19 protein-coding genes and 1 tRNA gene are annotated in these 16,267 nt (G+C 39.4%); 11 read left to right on the top strand and 9 right to left on the bottom strand.

What is annotated here, in order from left to right:
• Positions 1–29 precede the first annotated feature (29 nt).
• A complete protein-coding gene (locus ACMFNG_RS02095) occupies positions 30–629 on the top strand; it encodes a hypothetical protein (RefSeq protein WP_014835538.1) in 600 nt (199 codons plus the stop codon).
• Here the strand turns inward: ACMFNG_RS02095 and ACMFNG_RS02090 are convergent.
• On the bottom strand, positions 621–1,412 hold the full coding sequence (locus ACMFNG_RS02090; protein WP_011013039.1) for an SDR family NAD(P)-dependent oxidoreductase: 792 nt from the start codon (positions 1,410–1,412) through the stop codon (positions 621–623). The two genes, ACMFNG_RS02095 and ACMFNG_RS02090, sit on opposite strands and share 9 nt — an antisense overlap.
• Positions 1,413–1,473: 61 nt before the next feature.
• On the opposite strand from ACMFNG_RS02090, the gene ACMFNG_RS02085 reads away from it, so the two are divergent.
• Complete coding sequence (locus ACMFNG_RS02085) at positions 1,474–1,971, top strand: YkgJ family cysteine cluster protein (RefSeq protein WP_048059098.1); 498 nt, start codon at positions 1,474–1,476, stop codon at positions 1,969–1,971.
• On the opposite strand, the gene ACMFNG_RS02080 is transcribed toward ACMFNG_RS02085, so the two are convergent.
• The 4 genes from ACMFNG_RS02080 to ACMFNG_RS02065 form a co-directional block, all read right to left on the bottom strand.
• The gene (locus ACMFNG_RS02080; RefSeq protein WP_223209030.1) at positions 1,930–2,130 is read right to left on the bottom strand and encodes a winged helix-turn-helix domain-containing protein; all 201 of its coding nucleotides are present in this window, start codon (positions 2,128–2,130) and stop codon (positions 1,930–1,932) included. The two genes, ACMFNG_RS02085 and ACMFNG_RS02080, sit on opposite strands and share 42 nt — an antisense overlap.
• A 174-nt stretch (positions 2,131–2,304) precedes the next feature.
• A tRNA-Val gene (locus ACMFNG_RS02075) sits at positions 2,305–2,381 on the bottom strand.
• A 135-nt stretch (positions 2,382–2,516) separates the two neighbouring features.
• On the bottom strand, positions 2,517–3,278 hold the full coding sequence (locus tag ACMFNG_RS02070) for a tRNA (adenine-N1)-methyltransferase (protein ID WP_011013035.1): 762 nt from the start codon (positions 3,276–3,278) through the stop codon (positions 2,517–2,519).
• The gene (locus tag ACMFNG_RS02065) at positions 3,275–3,889 is read right to left on the bottom strand and encodes a DUF257 family protein (RefSeq protein ID WP_011013034.1); all 615 of its coding nucleotides are present in this window, start codon (positions 3,887–3,889) and stop codon (positions 3,275–3,277) included. The genes ACMFNG_RS02070 and ACMFNG_RS02065 overlap by 4 nt, the downstream gene beginning before the upstream one ends.
• Positions 3,890–3,946: 57 nt before the next feature.
• Here ACMFNG_RS02065 and ACMFNG_RS02060 point away from each other — a divergent pair, with 57 nt between their 5' ends.
• Positions 3,947–4,249 carry a signal recognition particle protein Srp19 gene (locus ACMFNG_RS02060; RefSeq protein WP_011013033.1) on the top strand — a complete coding sequence of 101 codons (303 nt, stop codon included), beginning with the start codon at positions 3,947–3,949 and terminating at the stop codon, positions 4,247–4,249.
• Here the strand turns inward: ACMFNG_RS02060 and ACMFNG_RS02055 are convergent, their stop codons facing one another.
• Positions 4,250–4,495, bottom strand: a complete 246-nt coding sequence (locus ACMFNG_RS02055) for an Lrp/AsnC family transcriptional regulator (protein WP_011013032.1) — start codon at positions 4,493–4,495, stop codon at positions 4,250–4,252.
• A 102-nt stretch (positions 4,496–4,597) separates the two neighbouring features.
• On the opposite strand from ACMFNG_RS02055, the gene ACMFNG_RS02050 reads away from it, so the two are divergent.
• The 6 genes from ACMFNG_RS02050 to ACMFNG_RS02025 all read left to right on the top strand — a co-directional run bounded on the left by ACMFNG_RS02050 (position 4,598) and on the right by ACMFNG_RS02025 (position 9,903).
• A complete protein-coding gene (locus ACMFNG_RS02050) occupies positions 4,598–5,815 on the top strand; it encodes an Nre family DNA repair protein (protein WP_011013031.1) in 1,218 nt (405 codons plus the stop codon).
• Positions 5,815–6,339 carry a CBS domain-containing protein gene (locus ACMFNG_RS02045; protein ID WP_011013030.1) on the top strand — a complete coding sequence of 175 codons (525 nt, stop codon included), beginning with the start codon at positions 5,815–5,817 and terminating at the stop codon, positions 6,337–6,339. Before ACMFNG_RS02050 ends, ACMFNG_RS02045 begins: the two co-directional genes overlap by 1 nt.
• Before the next feature lie 151 nt (positions 6,340–6,490).
• Complete coding sequence (locus ACMFNG_RS02040) at positions 6,491–7,273, top strand: hypothetical protein (RefSeq protein ID WP_014835541.1); 783 nt, start codon at positions 6,491–6,493, stop codon at positions 7,271–7,273.
• Between the two features lie 65 nt (positions 7,274–7,338).
• Positions 7,339–8,295 carry a daunorubicin resistance protein DrrA family ABC transporter ATP-binding protein gene (locus ACMFNG_RS02035; protein WP_011013028.1) on the top strand — a complete coding sequence of 319 codons (957 nt, stop codon included), beginning with the start codon at positions 7,339–7,341 and terminating at the stop codon, positions 8,293–8,295.
• Positions 8,292–9,095 (top strand): ABC transporter permease, encoded by an 804-nt coding sequence (locus ACMFNG_RS02030; RefSeq protein ID WP_014835542.1) that lies wholly within the window; start codon positions 8,292–8,294, stop codon positions 9,093–9,095. The genes ACMFNG_RS02035 and ACMFNG_RS02030 overlap by 4 nt, the downstream gene beginning before the upstream one ends.
• The gene (locus ACMFNG_RS02025; protein WP_430515192.1) at positions 9,082–9,903 is read left to right on the top strand and encodes an ABC transporter permease; all 822 of its coding nucleotides are present in this window, start codon (positions 9,082–9,084) and stop codon (positions 9,901–9,903) included. Before ACMFNG_RS02030 ends, ACMFNG_RS02025 begins: the two co-directional genes overlap by 14 nt.
• On the opposite strand, the gene ACMFNG_RS02020 is transcribed toward ACMFNG_RS02025, so the two are convergent.
• From ACMFNG_RS02020 to ACMFNG_RS02010, 3 genes are read right to left on the bottom strand one after another with little or no spacing between them, the layout of a single operon-like run.
• Positions 9,897–10,781, bottom strand: coding sequence for an ADP-dependent ribose-1-phosphate kinase (locus ACMFNG_RS02020; protein WP_011013025.1), 885 nt, complete (start codon positions 10,779–10,781; stop codon positions 9,897–9,899). The two genes, ACMFNG_RS02025 and ACMFNG_RS02020, sit on opposite strands and share 7 nt — an antisense overlap.
• A 26-nt stretch (positions 10,782–10,807) precedes the next feature.
• A complete protein-coding gene (locus tag ACMFNG_RS02015) occupies positions 10,808–11,944 on the bottom strand; it encodes a glycosyltransferase family 4 protein (protein WP_014835543.1) in 1,137 nt (378 codons plus the stop codon).
• Positions 11,925–12,839, bottom strand: coding sequence for a lysylphosphatidylglycerol synthase transmembrane domain-containing protein (locus ACMFNG_RS02010; protein ID WP_014835544.1), 915 nt, complete (start codon positions 12,837–12,839; stop codon positions 11,925–11,927). The genes ACMFNG_RS02015 and ACMFNG_RS02010 overlap by 20 nt, the downstream gene beginning before the upstream one ends.
• Positions 12,840–13,147: 308 nt before the next feature.
• Here ACMFNG_RS02010 and ACMFNG_RS02005 point away from each other — a divergent pair, with 308 nt between their 5' ends.
• The gene (locus ACMFNG_RS02005) at positions 13,148–13,651 is read left to right on the top strand and encodes an Hsp20/alpha crystallin family protein (protein ID WP_011013022.1); all 504 of its coding nucleotides are present in this window, start codon (positions 13,148–13,150) and stop codon (positions 13,649–13,651) included.
• A gap of 171 nt (positions 13,652–13,822) precedes the next feature.
• On the top strand, positions 13,823–16,213 hold the full coding sequence (locus tag ACMFNG_RS02000; protein ID WP_014835545.1) for a CDC48 family AAA ATPase: 2,391 nt from the start codon (positions 13,823–13,825) through the stop codon (positions 16,211–16,213).
• The last annotated feature ends 54 nt before the right edge of the window (positions 16,214–16,267 follow it).

Genomic DNA, 16,267 nt, shown 5'->3' with positions numbered 1-16,267 from the left:
TTATAAGTAGTAAATTACAACAAACAAATATGAAGTCAGCAAAAACTATATTTATATTGGGTATTATTGCTATCATTCTTAGTAGTGGATGCATAAATACAAAGGTAACTACACAAACAGCAATTGGGGAAAAGGTAGAGAGAGTATGCCTGACTAATGAAGTTGTTGGATCCTTTGAGGTCCCTCAAGAAATTCGAGAAGAGGTGGAGAAGCTGTTTAGTGAAGCAAGTGTGAAAGGATTTACCGTGAATGTTATCTTGGACAATTCTACACTGTCTTTAACATTCTATGAGTTTCGGCCTTCTTTCCTTCCACAGGACTTTGAAGTTGCTGTAGATGGAAGGCAATTAAAGAATACGATGTATCTTTTAGCAGATGAAGTTTCCGTAGCTATAGCCTACAACAACCAGACTTTTAGGGGGAAAGTAAGAATAATCCCCAAGGAAAGAGGAGAGTTCACCTATAAGGCAAAACTAGATGAAATTTCTGGAGAGGTACTACTGGGAAGTTTTGGCACTAAGACTCCAGAGTTTCAAGTCTATGCGCGAAAGATTTCAGAAAATACAGTAGAGGTTATGGTAAAGAAAGATGATGAAATTGTTGCTAGCGGAGTTATATCTCTAGGCTGACAGAAAGCCACCATCAACTGGAATTACTGCCCCATTAATGTAGCTTGCCATGTCACTGGCTAAGAATAAAATAACTCTTGCTACTTCATCGGGATCTCCAAAGCGGCCCATAGGTAATCTAGCGTTAAAGTGGAGCGATGTTGAGATCTTCTCCATATCAAATTTTGCTATTGCCTCTTTCTTTAGCTTTTTAACCCCCTCGGTCTCTATTCCTCCAGGAACTACAACATTCGCTCTAATGGTCTTTCCATATTCTCTAGCTATTGCTCTAGTTAAAGCCACGACTCCGAGCTTTGCTGTGTCGTAATGGACTAAACCTTTTGCAAAGGGTAGAAAAGCCTCTATTGAGCTCACATTTATTATTACTTCTCCCCGATTTTTTCTTCTCCTAATGAAATGCTGGCACATCCAGAAAACTGAATCTAGGTTAATTGCCATAACTTTCCTGTAGAATTCCTCATCAACTTCAACAAAATCCTTAAACCAATAAACACCTGCATTGTTTACCAGAATATCTGGCTCTCTGCCCTCTAATAACTTCCAAAGTATGTCTATCTCTTGCTTCTTAGCTAAATTAACTCTAAATATTTCAACGTTTACGTCGTATTTTTCTTGTATTCGCTCCTTTACAAGTTTTAAACCCTCTTCATTTATATCCACTAGATAAAGATCAGCACCAGCTTCAGCAAATCTGAATGCAGTTGCTTTTCCTATCCCTGATGCTGCTCCAGTTATAAGGGCCCTCTTACCTTTGAGGCTAATCAACTCACATATGGGTTTCATCAATCTCACCCATAAGTATTAGGGAAAAGTGTTAAATATAGGTTATCCATTTTGGCCTTCCATGAGATTCAAGCCGAGACCTTTCATAACTCCTGTTAGGTTTAAGTGCCTATTTTGTCTGGATTGTTGTAGGGGAAGACATGTCTATCTTACGGTGTCGGATATTAAACGATTAGTTGGGTCTGGGCATGATCCCCAAAAGTTCCTCACGTTTTCAATTGAGGGTGGGAATATTAGATTTGTTTTAAGTGTGAGGGAATGGGATCTTGGATGTATTTTCCATGACCCTGGGACTGGAAAATGCACTATCCATCCTATTAGGCCTCTAATCTGTAGAATTTATCCGTTTATGGTGTCAAAAAGACCACTTGGAGTTGAAGGAGAGGAACCCGTTCAATATAAGGGAAGAATGTTGTGGTTATACTATGACGAGAGTTGCCCAGGAATAAATTCCCAGGAGGGGGAAGTTATAACTCCAGAGGAAATAGCTGAGTTGGGAGTAAAATTTGAGGAAGAACTAAGTAGGACTACCTTCGAGGATGTCATTAAAGTTCTCTGACAAAACATATACTCTCTTCCTCGCATCTTGCAAAAGATAAACCTCCTTTACGATTCCAGAATCTTTTAGAAGCTTTATTGCATACCTAACAGTTCTTTCAGAAAGATTTGTTCTTTTTGCAATTTCCTTGGAAGACATGGGTTCTTCAAGAACTTTCAGAACTAGCTGGGCAGATTTGGGTAATTTAGCAAAGTCGATCCCTCCTCATCATCATCACCTCAATCCTTTTGAAGGAAAGTGGAATAAAAAGCTTTCTAAAAAGGCAATAATAATGTGGCAGATAAATGTGAATGATAACAGAAAATTTTTGTCAGATTGTTAATGTTCCCTTTATGGTGGGCCCGCGGGGATTCGAACCCCGGACCTCCGCCTCGTAAGGGCGGCGTCATAACCAGCTAGACCACGGGCCCGCCCATAACTCTACCAAATCAGAGCATATATAAAAATTTCGGTAATGTTAAGAGGGTATTTAGAGATTATAGCTTGATGATGAACTTCACGGTACCCTGAGTTCTAAAAACGATGATGAGCCCCCTCTCGTCTGATTACCTTTTTCTTGCAAAAGTTATATAACCAGTATGAGCTAGAATTGTCGTTCTAGGTCTTATACATTCCTTTTTAACCTCTTGTTCAAAGACAACAACATCGATGGTCTTAGGTTTTAGAAATACATCCCTAAATTCTGCTAGTTTTTCATGAAGCCTTATTACTTGGTTCGCACAGGGGAGATATGCAACAAGATAACCTCCGGGCTTTAAAGCTTTTGCAGCATGCTCTACAACTCTCTCAGGTTGAGGAAGGTCAAGAATAACATGATCAACGTTCTCTTCGTCTATTCCTTCATAGATATCTTTTATCTTGATTTCAACTCTGTCATCGAATCCAGCCCATTTTATGTTTTCCCAAGCGAGCTTTGCAAAATCTTCCCTGATCTCATAGCTAACAATTCTTCCCGTGGGGCCAATGATATTGGCTAAAAAGAGCGTTAGTGCCCCGCTCCCAACCCCAGCCTCTACAATAAAATCTCCTGGGGAAATTCCTGCATAGGCCACAATTAGTGCAGCATCCTTAGGATGAACTATTTGAGGGCCTCTTTTCATTTTTTCAATTAAATCAACAATTTTCGGCTTTAAGATCTTGAATTCATATCCCTTATGACTTACTATGCTCTCCCCATAATTCTTGCCAACTATCTCTTCGAGCTTTAGTATGCCCAAATCTGTGTGGAAATCCTTTTTTCCTACAGTAATAATGTATTTCTTTCCCCTGGGATCAACGAGGAGAACTTTTTCCCCTTCTTTAATCATATCTTCTTCACCAGAATTTCATTGTTTCTAACTTGGATCACTATTGGGCTAATCTCTTCTAATGCCGCGACGGCTTTTTCAGGAGCTACGTCCGTATTTAGGAAGTATATTGAGGTCCAGTCTTCAATTGGCAAAACACTTCTACTCAAAAGTATTGTTTCTAAAGCTTTGGCTTCTCCGAGGTATAGGTATTGTGAAAGTCCCAATGTTATAAAAAACACTCTTTTGGAAGATTTTGCTAAGATATCTCTTATGATTGGGTAGTAAAGTTTTATGAATTCTGAAAGGTTATACGTGAGGGGTAATTCTTCGACTTTACTAGCATAACTAATCTTTCCGGGCCCAATTTTTATTGCCTTTATATTCTTTGTTTTCTCCATGATTTTAGTGTATTCATCTGGAGACGATATCCTCCTTAAATATGTCCTAAACATTACATCACCAATTCCAAAGAAGTCGTCTATCACAAACTCATATCTATCAACGTATTTTAGGATTATCTCACCCCAAACTAGCCTGTGGATTGGTGATGAGCTTGAGTATTCAACTATTGCAACATCTCCGTTTCTCATTTCATCTAATAGTATCTTTCCCAAAACTCGCAAGTTCATTTTATCCCCTCCAAATCGTTTTTAAAGTTATAGCTTTTAAATGTTGAGGGGTAATAAATGGGAAGGTTTGTAGTATGGCCAAGTGAGCTTGACTCAAGATTGTCAAGGAAGTATGGTAGAATAGTTCCCAGGTCGATAGCAGTCGAAAGTCCTAGGGTAGAGGAAATAGTAAGGGCTGCTGAGGAATTAAAGTTCAAAGTTATTAGAGTAGAGGAAGATAAACTAAACCCTAGGCTCTCTGGAATTGATGAAGAATTGAGAACTTTTGGCATGATAGTTTTGGAAAGTCCGTATGGTAAGTCAAAATCCCTAAAATTAATCGCTCAGAAAATTAGAGAGTTTAGAAGAAGGAGTGCGTAGTTACTCTTCTTCCTCCATCTCAACAACTATCGCAGTTGTTGTGTCTATAACTCCATCTATGTTATGAATGTCATGAAGGATTTTTCTTGTTAGTTCTCCTAGGTCAGAAGCCTCAATATGGACTATTGCATCGTAAGGCCCAGTAACTGCATCAGCATTTATAACCCCCGGTATTTTCTTTACTTCCTCAATAACCTTCTGTACTTTTCCTATCTCAACTGTCAATAAAATATATGCCCTCACCATTTTTCATCACCTGTCAGGTTTTCAATTGTCATTAGATCTAACAGCTTATATCGTTTTCTATGTCCAAAAGATTAAAATTCTCAAAGTTCTATAAAATGCAAGATGAACTCTCAACTATGTGCTTTATGTAAAGGAAGAAAATTATTGTGTGGAAGGCCTGTCTGCCCGATATTGCAGAAAGTTAGAATTATAAAGGAAGTCTCCCCTCTAGTAAACAGGGAAGATTTTTTTGGCTCTTCTCCTCCAAGTATTTTTGTTGGTGAGCATGGATATCCCTACGTAAGAGTAGGTCCCCTCGTTCCACCCATCCAAGGAGATACGCAATATATGGACAGCCCATTATCCTGGGAAAATGTGAGAATAGAGGATGTAATCAGGTTTAGGTCTCTCTTAGTTTTGGGAGAGGCAAAGGTCAATGTGGACGTTAGAAAATCCTCCAAGCTCATTGATTCTCTTCAAGAGCTAGCCATGTCTATAAAGCCTGTGGATAGTGAAGTTATTCTTAAGGAAAAACCAGCCATTAATATTTTACCAGAAGAATTTGCTCCTCCTCTTGGGCCTAGGGGGAAATTAAAGGTGTTCAAAGTCGTCGATAATCCAAAAGTGCCGAGAAAGGTAGATAAAACGATATCTGATGAACTTAAGGCAAGAGAAGCAATTATTGGCTTATATGAGTCGGGTTTTGATGAATATTATATAATTAGACTGCTTTCGGCTGGACTGTTAGGCGTGAAAAAGAGAATAGTTCCCACTAGATGGAGTATTACTGCAGTTCAGGATACAATAGGGAATTATCTTCGCAAAAACATTTTGAAAAATCCTATAATTGATAACTTCGAGGTTTATCATCATGAATTCCTGGGAAACAGGTACGTTGTCTTGCTTCTTCCGATGACGTATTCTTTTGAATTACTTGAAGTTTGGCTTAAGGGCTCTCTCTTTGGGACCTCCAAACCTTCGGTTATTCATGACTATGAAGACTTTAGGGGTCTTAAAGGATATGCAGAGCAAACTACTGGGGCTTATTACGCTGCTCGCCTCAGCGTTCTTGAATACTTAAGGAAGAGAAAAAGACAGGCAGGAATAATAGTGTTTAGGGAGGTAACGCCTGCATACTATGCCCCAGTTGGAGTTTGGCAAATTAGGGTTGGGGTTAAGAAAGCATTAGAAAAAGGGCCCATTAAGTTTGAAAATCTTGCGGAAGCTTTAAATCAGATAGGAAATATATTAGAACATCCCCTAGAGGAATACCTCAAGAAGAGTTGGACCCTTACAAGATTTAAGCAGAGAAGTTTAACTTCCTTCCTGGGGGTAGTGTAATGAAAAATAGGAAAATTTCGAGAATTATGAGTAAAAGAAAGTTAATTATGCTCGCTAGAAAAGAGGAGCTAAGCCATAATCTGAGGTACATCTCGAAAGTCCCTGTCAGCTTAGTTATGGATAGAGATTTTCTTAAGGTTAAGCCTGAAACTCCTCTCTTTGAGTTAATAGCCATGTTTAACGTTGAGGAGACATCAGCAGTTGTTGTTGATGATGAGAACAGACTTGTTGGATTCATAACCATGAAGGACATTCTTCACTACTTCATGCCTCCCAGGAGGTATTCTATAGTTGGAATTGGTTTGCTGAAAAAATACGGACTTACAAGAGCTTCGAGAGTAGAGGATATCATGGTTAAGAAGCCCATAACAATTAAAATTGATGATAACTTAGGGAATGCAATAAAACTTATGGTTGAAACTGGGAAGCATCACCTTCCAGTTATAGATGAGGAAAGAAAAGTTCATGGTATTCTTGAGGTGAAGGACATAATAAGGCTTATCAAGATAGTATCATCGGAATAAAGTTCCCTGTTACACGTTGGATAAAAGATAAGGGTTACATAATTAAATGTTCATGGGCCAACAGAATTTGAGATATATCTGCATATAATCCATAACTTGCAAAAACTTTTTAAATATTGTCCAAAACTAATGTTTGAGGGGAAATATGGTAATGTATGAGAGAAGTGAAGAAGATACAAGGCTATTTGATGTGGAGGAGTTGGATTACATATTTGGAAGCGAGCTTATGGGTAAAGGTACCATTGTTACAATAATGTATGATGCATTCTCATTAGGATGGGCCCTAGGATTTGAAATATTCAAGAAATTACTCCATAAGAATTCCTTTGGTGTTATCCATAACTACACCTTACCTGTAATAAAGTTGGCTTCTAGAGCTATGTTTGTAGGTTTGGACATTCACGAGGTAGCAAAAAAGAACAAGTTATTAATTGTTGATGTATTTGGTTCAAAGTACAATGTTCCTTCTTATAATGGAATGAGTTTTCAGATTCCAGACTTAACTCCCGAAACACTACATCCAAAGATTACCAACATATATTACGAGAAGATATTCCCAGTTGTAGGGGATAGGAAGATCGTGAAGTTAGTATATATCCTGGATGGGCTCACTACAATGGTTGGGGAAGATGTTGCAATTAAATTACTCAATACTGAGGTTGCGTGGATAGCCAATATGTATGAAAAGAGGAAGATTGTAGATATTTTCCTCTTAAACACTGATATTGTGTCTAAGAAGTTTATTGCCTGGACAGCAAGCTTGTCTGATATAGTTATAGTCTTCCAGTCATTATTAGAGGAAAGAAAAGAAGATAAAATAAAAGAGAGAATGATCATCATTAAATCTCCAAGCAAAGAGTTTGAGCCAACAACATTTGAATTTAATGTGACGGTTTCTGACGAAGGGTTTCATTCTCTAAACTTTAAGAAATAAAACCTATCAACAAAAATCACATAACATTTTTAAAATTCTCTAAGTCTTTACAAAACTGAAGAGAGATGAAAGTTGTTGAAGTAAAGGATCTAAGAAAACTTTATCCCAAAAAGATTCCTCTTCCCTTCAGAAAAGTCGAATACTTTGAGGCCCTTAAGGGGATAACATTTAGCGTAAAGAAGGGTGAACTTTTTGGCCTTTTAGGGCCAAATGGAGCTGGGAAGACTACTACCATAAAAATTCTTACAACTCTACTTGAACCAACTTCTGGAGTTGCCAAAGTTTTGGGTTATGACGTAGTTAAAGAACCCAGAGAGATTAGAAGGAGAATAAATCTAGTTGCAGAAGGTGAGAGGACACTTTACTGGCGTTTGTCGGGTTATGAAAACCTTAGATACTTTGCGAGTATTTACTATGTTCCCAGGAGAGAAGCTGAGAAAAGAATAAAGGAACTTCTTGAAATGGTGGGGCTTTGGGAGAGGAGGAATGATCTTGTAATGAACTATTCTAGGGGGATGAAGCAAAGGCTTGCCATAGCTAAAGCCCTCATAAATGACCCTGAGGTTCTCTTCTTAGATGAGCCAACCTTGGGGCTAGATGTGCAGAGCGCTGTTTTCGTTAGAGAACTTGTGAGAAAATTGGTTGACGAAGAAGGAAAAACAGTTCTTCTAACAACTCATTACATGCAGGAGGCTGAGGAACTTTGTGATAGGATAGCAATAATTGACCATGGAAGGATTATAGCCCTTGATACTCCTGAAGGCCTGAAAAAGATGGTGAGGGATAATACAATAGTGGAAGTTAAGGTACGAAATTATCCTGGCAGTAATCCTTTTGGATTGGCAAAGGTTGAAGAGCAAGAAGGGGTCGCGATTCTTAGGGGAAGCATTGATGAGGAAGAAATTCCCAGGTTAGTGGAGTTTTTGGTCAAAAATAATGCGAAGGTTCTCTCCGTTGAAGTGGAGGAGCCCACTCTAGAAGATGTCTTCATAAAGCTCACTGGTAGGGGGCTTAGAGATTGAGCCTCTTGGCCATAATTGACAAAGAATTCAGGATGTTCTTTAGGTATCCTTTAAGGGTAATAAGCTCAATTTTAGTTGGGTTAGTATTTCTCCTACAGTTCGTTTACTTTGGCCAGGCTATTTTAGGAGGTAGATTCTCTAGACTATTAGAGGAAGCTACAGGAGTTGGGGATTATCCAACTTATGTTCTTATTGGATATGTTCTTTGGTGGGTCTCAGTTTCTCCTATGGAAGCCTCCGTATGGGGAGTTAGAAGAGAGCTTCAGAGGGGAACCTTCGAAAGCAATGTCATGGCTCCAATTGGAATTTTAAAAATGATAATGGGTCTTGCAATTTCTTGGATGATGATGGATTCTATTATAATGCTCCTGGTATTTGCCCTTGGCGTCGTAATTTTTGATATAAAAGTCTCTGCAATCTATGTTGCAAAAGCTATCCCAATAATAGCGCTTGCCTTCGTAACTTTCCTCGGATTTGGAATAGTTTTTGCTGGCTTAGTTATGATGCTCAAAAATATTGGCCCCCTAGCTAATATCTTTGAATTTGTTATTCTCTTCCTTTCTGGAGTTTTCTTTCCCCTATCCACGTTACCTGAAATTGTGAGGAAGATTTCTTGGATTATTCCCCTAACTCACGCAACTAGTGCCGTTAGGAAGATTTTTATTGGATTGAGCTATTCATCTGTAGTTAATGAAATAACAGCCATGCTCATTCTCCTTCCTGTTTATTGGGCGATAAGCTTGGCAGTGTTCAAGTGGGCAGAAAAAGTAACGAGGATGATGGGATATGGGGGTTACTGAAGAACTTGAGGCTCTAAAAGGTGTTGCGAGAAAAAATTGGAAAATATTTTTGAGTTATAAGGCGTGGTTTGTTAGCGATATCTTAATGGGATTCTTCTTCGCAGGTAATGCTCTTTTGATTGGACTTGGGTTGACAGGAAAAAGGACTTCAGAAGCATTGGCTGAGCTTACGGGATATTCTGATTATCTAACTTTTGCAATACTTGGGTTTATGGTTCTAGCTTTTGGAATGACATTTATGAGTGGTTTTGTGTGGAGTATTGTTGATGAGCTATATGCAGGAACCCTTGAAAGTTCTTTTGCCGCTCCCATGAGAAGAATAACGTTTTTCCTGGGAAGTATAGTAGTTGGGCTAATTCTAGACCTTTTGTACCTGGGAGTATATATTCCCTTATTTTGGGTAATCTTTGGCCTTGAAATTAATTTTGTAAATTTGCTTAAGGGAATTATCGTGTTAATAGTTGGAGCCTTTGGAATGATTGGTCTTGGACTTATGGCGGCTGGAATAGTTATCTATCTAAAAGACCCTGGGCCATTTGTAAACATCTTAGAAATGCTCGTTTTTGCTCTGAGTGGGGCTATGTATCCAGTGAAAATCCTTCCTAAACCTCTGCAAATCATGGCAAAATTACTTCCCTATGCTCCAACAACGGAAGCTGTAAGAAAAGTGGCGTTGGTGGGGCTGTCAAAGAGTGCAGGAGAAATAATGTATCTGAGCTTAATATCAATTATATACACATTGTTGGGCGTTCTCACTTACAGGTGGGCAGAAAGAAGGGCAAGAGAGATTGGACTTAAGAGTTATTGAAATGGTAGATCTAGGCCCAGCTCTTTTGCTATCTTTTTGACTTCATCCAGTGGAATTACTGCACTTCTCGCTCCCACCTTTTGGACAGTTAGATAGGCGAGTAACATTCCGAGTTTGGCAGAATCCTTTACATCCCATCCATTTAGATAGCCGTAGATAAATCCAGCATCGAAGGAATCTCCTCCACCAGTTGTATCGATGGCCTTTGCAGATAGTCCTCTTATCTCATAAACATTTCCATTCTCATCCCTAACTAAAGCTCCACCACCATTGAGAGTTGCTATAGCTATTCTGGACTTTAACTCCGTTATTTTTTCTAAGCTTCCGTACTTCCTCTTGAATTCGTCTTCATTCATCATTAGAATGTCAATCTTTTCTTCAATATGCTTAGGAACCTCCATTTCACCTGGGTCGAAGGACACTGTTAGACCAAGATTTTTGGCTAAATTTACGGCCTTTTCAACAAGTGGAAGAGGGTTTGAAGAAAGGTGAAGGTGTCTTGCGAGCTTTAGGTAATTTTCCTTTACTTCCTTAAATCTATTAGCTCCTGGGTATTTGACAATCCTCTTATCTTCTCCAATTACCATCATTACGGCAACTCCAGTTGGTTCATCTACAACTTTAATCCCCCTGGTATCTACCCCTATCTTTTCGAAAAATTCCAAGTGTAGCCTTCCAAAGTCATCATTTCCTACAGCTCCAATGAACCCGACTCTTAATCCCAGGAAGGACAACCAAGTTGCTGTATTCCCTGCAGAACCTCCTAAGCCTGTGTAAACTTTTTTGGCATTTACTTTTTCGTGGAACTCAGGGAATCTTTCTAGCATAAAGGTTATGTCGTAGTTGAGATTTCCCATGCATATTACGTCTAGTTTCATAAGAGAAGATGTAAGGCTAAAATATATTAAGATTGCTCTTCCAAAACTTCGCTGTAAATTCTCTCTATCTCTACAACAATCTTGTCCCAAGAATATTTTTCCTCAACAGCTTTTCTCCCGTTCATCCCATACCATTTCCTTAATTCTTCATTTTTGAGAAGCTTTTGAGTGGCTTCTCTCAGCTTAAGCTCATTCCCAGGGGGCACTAGAAGGCCAGCTTCATTCTCTTTTATGATTTCAGGTATTCCACCAACGTCTGTAGCTACAACTGGGACTCCTGATGCCATTGCTTCGAGCACAACTATACCAAATGCTTCTGCTGAGACTGAGGGTAAGACAAAAACATCTGCCATTCTAAAAACTTCTGGAAGAGCATCATCTGGCACATATCCCATAAATACAACTCTCTCTTCAATTCCTAAAAATTTGGCCTGTGCCTTTAAAAAGGGAAGCATTTCCCCACTTCCTACCATTACAAGAGTAGCATCCTCTATTTTGGAGAATGCATTTAAAAGGACGTGAGGACCTTTACGGTAACTCATTCTGCTTACATAAAGGACTATATTCCCTTCGAGTCCAAACTTGGCTTTTATTTTATCTTTGTGTTTAGCTGGAAAGAAGCGTGTATCGTCAACCCCATTGGGTACAATTGATACAGAAACTGATGTGAAGTGCTCTATAAAAGATTTTGCGGCCTTGCTTACCGCTATTATCCTATGGGGATATTTCAGATAACTCCTAAAGAGAGGTATTGTAAGCCCTAGAGTGTCCCAGAGTTTTGACTCGTGGGCAAAAGAAATGCTATGAGTTGTGAGTAGTGTTGCTTTTTCCATGGTTCTTCCAGCCTTTACAGCCTTTAAGGCAAGTGGCATAAACGCATGGTGAGAGTGAATTACATCAAAATTATTCAAAAATTCATTTAACTCTGATGATTTTAATCCATAGGTAATGTTTACCTCCAAAAGAGGGCTCACGACCCCAGGAATCTTAATGAGGTCTATTCCATACTTTTCAAGTTCTTTTTCTTTCCCTGTAACTCTGTTATTCGTAACTATCCCAACCTCATGTCCCCTCTCTCGGAGTTTGATTGCTAGATTGTGCATGTGACTCGCTACTCCTCCAATCTTTGGGTAATACCAATCACTAACTAGAGCTACTTTCATTTCCACCACTCAGAAGTTTATAGAATACAAATGCGCCAATTATTGAGTACTGGTATTGGAATATGAATTTGTAGATGAAGGCAGTTAGAGCAGCCTTTGTAGAAGAGCCAATTCCTACAAGAATTCCAAATTCGTTAGCCCCAACTCCAGAAGGGATCCCACTTAGAGAGGCAAAAACAACGCTCATTATAAAAGCATAGAATGCCTTCTTGATTGGTATATCCAGTAAAAATGCTTTTCCTACAAAGACCAAGCCAAAAACTTGGAGAATTATTACTGCAAATGAAATTAAAAAAGTTGATACAAATGTTAGTTTACTTTCCTTTGCTTTTTTCCACCCAAGATAAAGCCTTTGCCACCAGTTTTTTAAGAGATTGGGAACTTTCTTGAGCCCCAGGTTTTCCCAAAGTTTAAAAACTATAAGGGCTGCCCTGTGGAATATTTTGTCGTAGACAAAGGCGAGAATGATTATACCCAAACCAAAAAGTCCTAATTTTGTGAACCCAAACAAGATCAAGGCAAATGAGAGAACGATAATTATCTCAATTGCAATTCCAAACGCAAGAGAAGAAAGAGCTAGAAAATAATCCCCTCCAACAAGTTTTACCTTTGTTATATGTCCCAATGTTGGAGGCAAAACTGCCATGAGGTAGTATCCACTTATAAAGGCTTGAAGAGTTCTCCTGAAACTGGTGTTCTGAACCATTCTCATAACTAGATACCATCTAAGAGCTCCTAGCAATACTGTGAGAATCGACAATAGAAAAGCTACTGTTAGATAGAAATAGTTGGCCTCACTTATTGCGCTTGGAAGCTCCTTTAGATCTATACTTTTGTAAAGATACGCCAGAGAAATCAAGAACGCTATAAGACTAAACAATCTTTTCTTTTTCATTTTAAACACCTATAGGAGATCTATGCTCTTCGTGGAGAGAATTTACTGTTTCTATTTTACTCCTCGCTGTGTTTATAAGTATTTCCATTCACAATAATTTTTGAAAACACTGATAAAGCTAAACCTCTAGCATTCTCTTTTAACCAAATAAAACGCTTTAGAAATAATTTAATCAATGCTTTTTAGATTCTAAGGTCTTTTTTGGAGTATTTTTGATTGTTCGGTAAATTCTACTCTTATCGAAATATTTATAAACCCCAAATAATTTAATAACTAATGGTAACCAAAAGTGGGAGGGGGTGAGAGAGATGGTGAGGAGAATAAGAAGATGGGACATATGGGATCCATTCGACCTAATAAGGGAAATACAAGAGGAAATTGATGCAATGTTCGATGAATTCTTCAGCAGGCCAAGGCTCTGGACTTACAGAAGGTGGAGCGAGCCAGCAATGTATGAGGAGAGAGTAGGAGAAGTCTGGAGAGAGCCATTCGTTGATATCTTTGACAACGGAGATGAGTTTGTAATCACGGCAGAGCTTCCAGGAGTGAGAAAAGAAGACATCAAAGTGAGGGTTACAGAGGATACAGTATACATTGAGGCCACAGTTAAGAGGGAGAAAGAATTAGAAAGAGAAGGAGCAGTGAGAATAGAGAGATACTTTACAGGGTATAGAAGAGCCATCAGGCTTCCAGAAGAAGTTATTCCAGAGAAGGCAAAGGCCAAGTACAACAACGGAGTGCTTGAGATCAGAGTTCCAAAGAAGCACCCAACAAAGAAGGAGAGTGAAGGATTCGAAGTTAAAGTTGAATAGCTTTAGTACCCTTCTTTCTTGATATTTGGAAATATTTTTGGAGGTATTGGTTCTATTATCAATTAATTCCTTTTATTTTCAAAATCCTTGGATCATAACCAATATCGAAAACTTTATAAACCTTAAGAGTTTTAGTAACCATTGGTAATCAAAATATTGAGGTGAGGAAAGATGAGTGAGAAGAAGAAGGAAGTTAAGCTTAAGGTTGCCTCTGCTTATCAGAGAGATGTTGGTAGGGGCATAGTAAGAATAGACAGGAAAACGATGAGAGAGCTAGGAATATCACCAGGAGATGTTGTTGAGATCATAGGAACTAAGAATACAGCAGCAATAGCTTGGCCAGCATACCCCGAAGACGAGGGGCTTGGAATTATCAGAATGGATGGTACAATAAGAAAGAATGCTGGAGTTGGACTTGGCGATGAAGTAATTGTAAGAAAAGCTGACGTTAAAGAGGCTAGAAAAGTAGTATTGGCTCCAACAGAGCCAATAAGATTTGGAAGGGACTTCATTGAATGGCTACACGAAAGGTTAATTGGAAGGCCAGTAGTTAGAGGAGACTACATTAAGGTAGGTGTTCTTGGTCAGGAGCTAACTTTTGTAGTAACAACAACTCAGCCAGCTGGAGTTGTTCAGATTACAGAATTTACAGACTTTGATGTCAGTGAAAGACCTGTAAAAGAAGTAGAGAAAAGAATAACAACAGGAGTTACTTACGAAGACATTGGTGGTCTAAAAGATGTAATAGAGAAGATAAGAGAGATGATAGAGCTTCCACTAAAGCACCCAGAGCTATTCGAGAAGCTTGGTATTGAGCCTCCGAAGGGTGTTTTGTTGTATGGTCCTCCTGGGACTGGTAAGACTTTGCTGGCTAAGGCTGTTGCCAATGAGGCTAATGCTTACTTCATTGCAATTAATGGTCCGGAAATAATGAGCAAGTACTATGGAGAGAGCGAAGAAAGACTAAGAGAAGTGTTTAGAGAGGCAGAAGAAAATGCACCAGCAATAATCTTCATTGATGAGATTGATGCAATTGCTCCAAAGAGAGAAGAAGTTACTGGAGAAGTAGAGAAGAGAGTTGTTGCTCAGTTATTGACCTTAATGGATGGATTAAAGAGCAGAGGAAAGGTCATAGTCATAGGTGCCACAAACAGGCCAGATGCCATTGATCCAGCCTTGAGAAGGCCTGGAAGGTTTGACAGAGAAATAGAAATAGGCATTCCAGACAAGCAGGGTAGGAAGGAAATCCTCCAAATCCACACAAGAGGAATGCCAATAGAGCCAGACTTTAGGAAGGATGATGTTCTAAAGATTCTCGAAGAGCTAAGAGGGGAGGAGAAGTTCAAGGATGTTATTGACAGGGCAATAGATCAGGTCAGCAAGGCTAAAGAAGAAGAAATTCAGCAAGTGCTCAAAAGAATAAGCCAAGATCTATATGAAGAGGTTAAAGCAAGACTTATTGACAAGCTATTAGAGGAGCTGGCTGAGGTTACTTATGGATTCGTTGGTGCTGACTTGGCCGCATTGGCAAGAGAGGCAGCAATGGCAGCACTGAGGAGGCTCATAAGAGAGGGTAAGATAGACTTTGAAGCAGAAACGATACCAAGAGAGGTCTTAGAAGAGCTTAAGGTAACTAGGAGGGATTTCTATGAGGCTTTGAAGATGGTGGAGCCTTCTGCTCTTAGGGAGGTTCTCATTGAGATTCCAAACGTCCACTGGGACGATATCGGAGGACTAGAAGAAGTAAAACAACAACTAAGAGAAGCAGTAGAATGGCCACTCAAATACCCAGAGGCCTTCAGGGCATTTGGAATAACTCCGCCTAAGGGGATTTTGTTGTATGGTCCTCCTGGGACTGGTAAGACTTTGCTGGCTAAGGCTGTTGCTACTGAGAGTCAGGCTAATTTTATTGCCATTCGTGGGCCTGAGGTTTTGAGTAAGTGGGTTGGTGAGAGTGAGAAGAGGATTAGGGAAATCTTCAGAAAAGCCAGACAAGCAGCCCCAGCAATAATCTTCATAGACGAAATCGACGCAATCGCACCAACAAGAGGAACTGATGTCAATAGAGTAACCGACAGAATAATCAACCAGCTACTGACAGAAATGGATGGTATAGTGGAGAATAGTGGTGTTGTGGTTATTGGTGCTACTAATAGGCCGGATATTATTGATCCGGCTTTGTTGAGGCCTGGGCGTTTTGATAGGCTTATTTTAGTTCCAGCTCCTGATGAGAAGGCTAGGCTTGAGATTTTCAAGGTTCACACTAGGGGCATGCCATTGGCTGATGACGTTGACTTGAAAGAGTTGGCCAGGAGGACTGAAGGTTACACTGGTGCAGACATAGCAGCAGTCTGCCGAGAAGCAGCACTAAATGCCATGAGAAGGGCCCTTGAGCAAGGAATAATCAAGGAAGGCATGAAAGCTGACGAAATAAGGAAAGTGGCTAAGGTAACAATGAAGGACTTTGAAGAGGCATTAAAGAAGATTGGACCTTCAGTAAGTAAAGAAACCATGGAATACTACCTCAAAGTCCAAGAGAAGTTCAAGCAGGCCAGAGGCTGATTTCCTTTACCTTTTTCTTCAACATTAATTTGGACGCTGACCGAAAAGTATTTA

The organism is Pyrococcus woesei (genome assembly GCF_050496105.1).
Taxonomy (GTDB): domain Archaea; phylum Methanobacteriota_B; class Thermococci; order Thermococcales; family Thermococcaceae; genus Pyrococcus; species Pyrococcus furiosus.
This window is presented reverse-complemented; position numbering and strand designations above follow the sequence as displayed.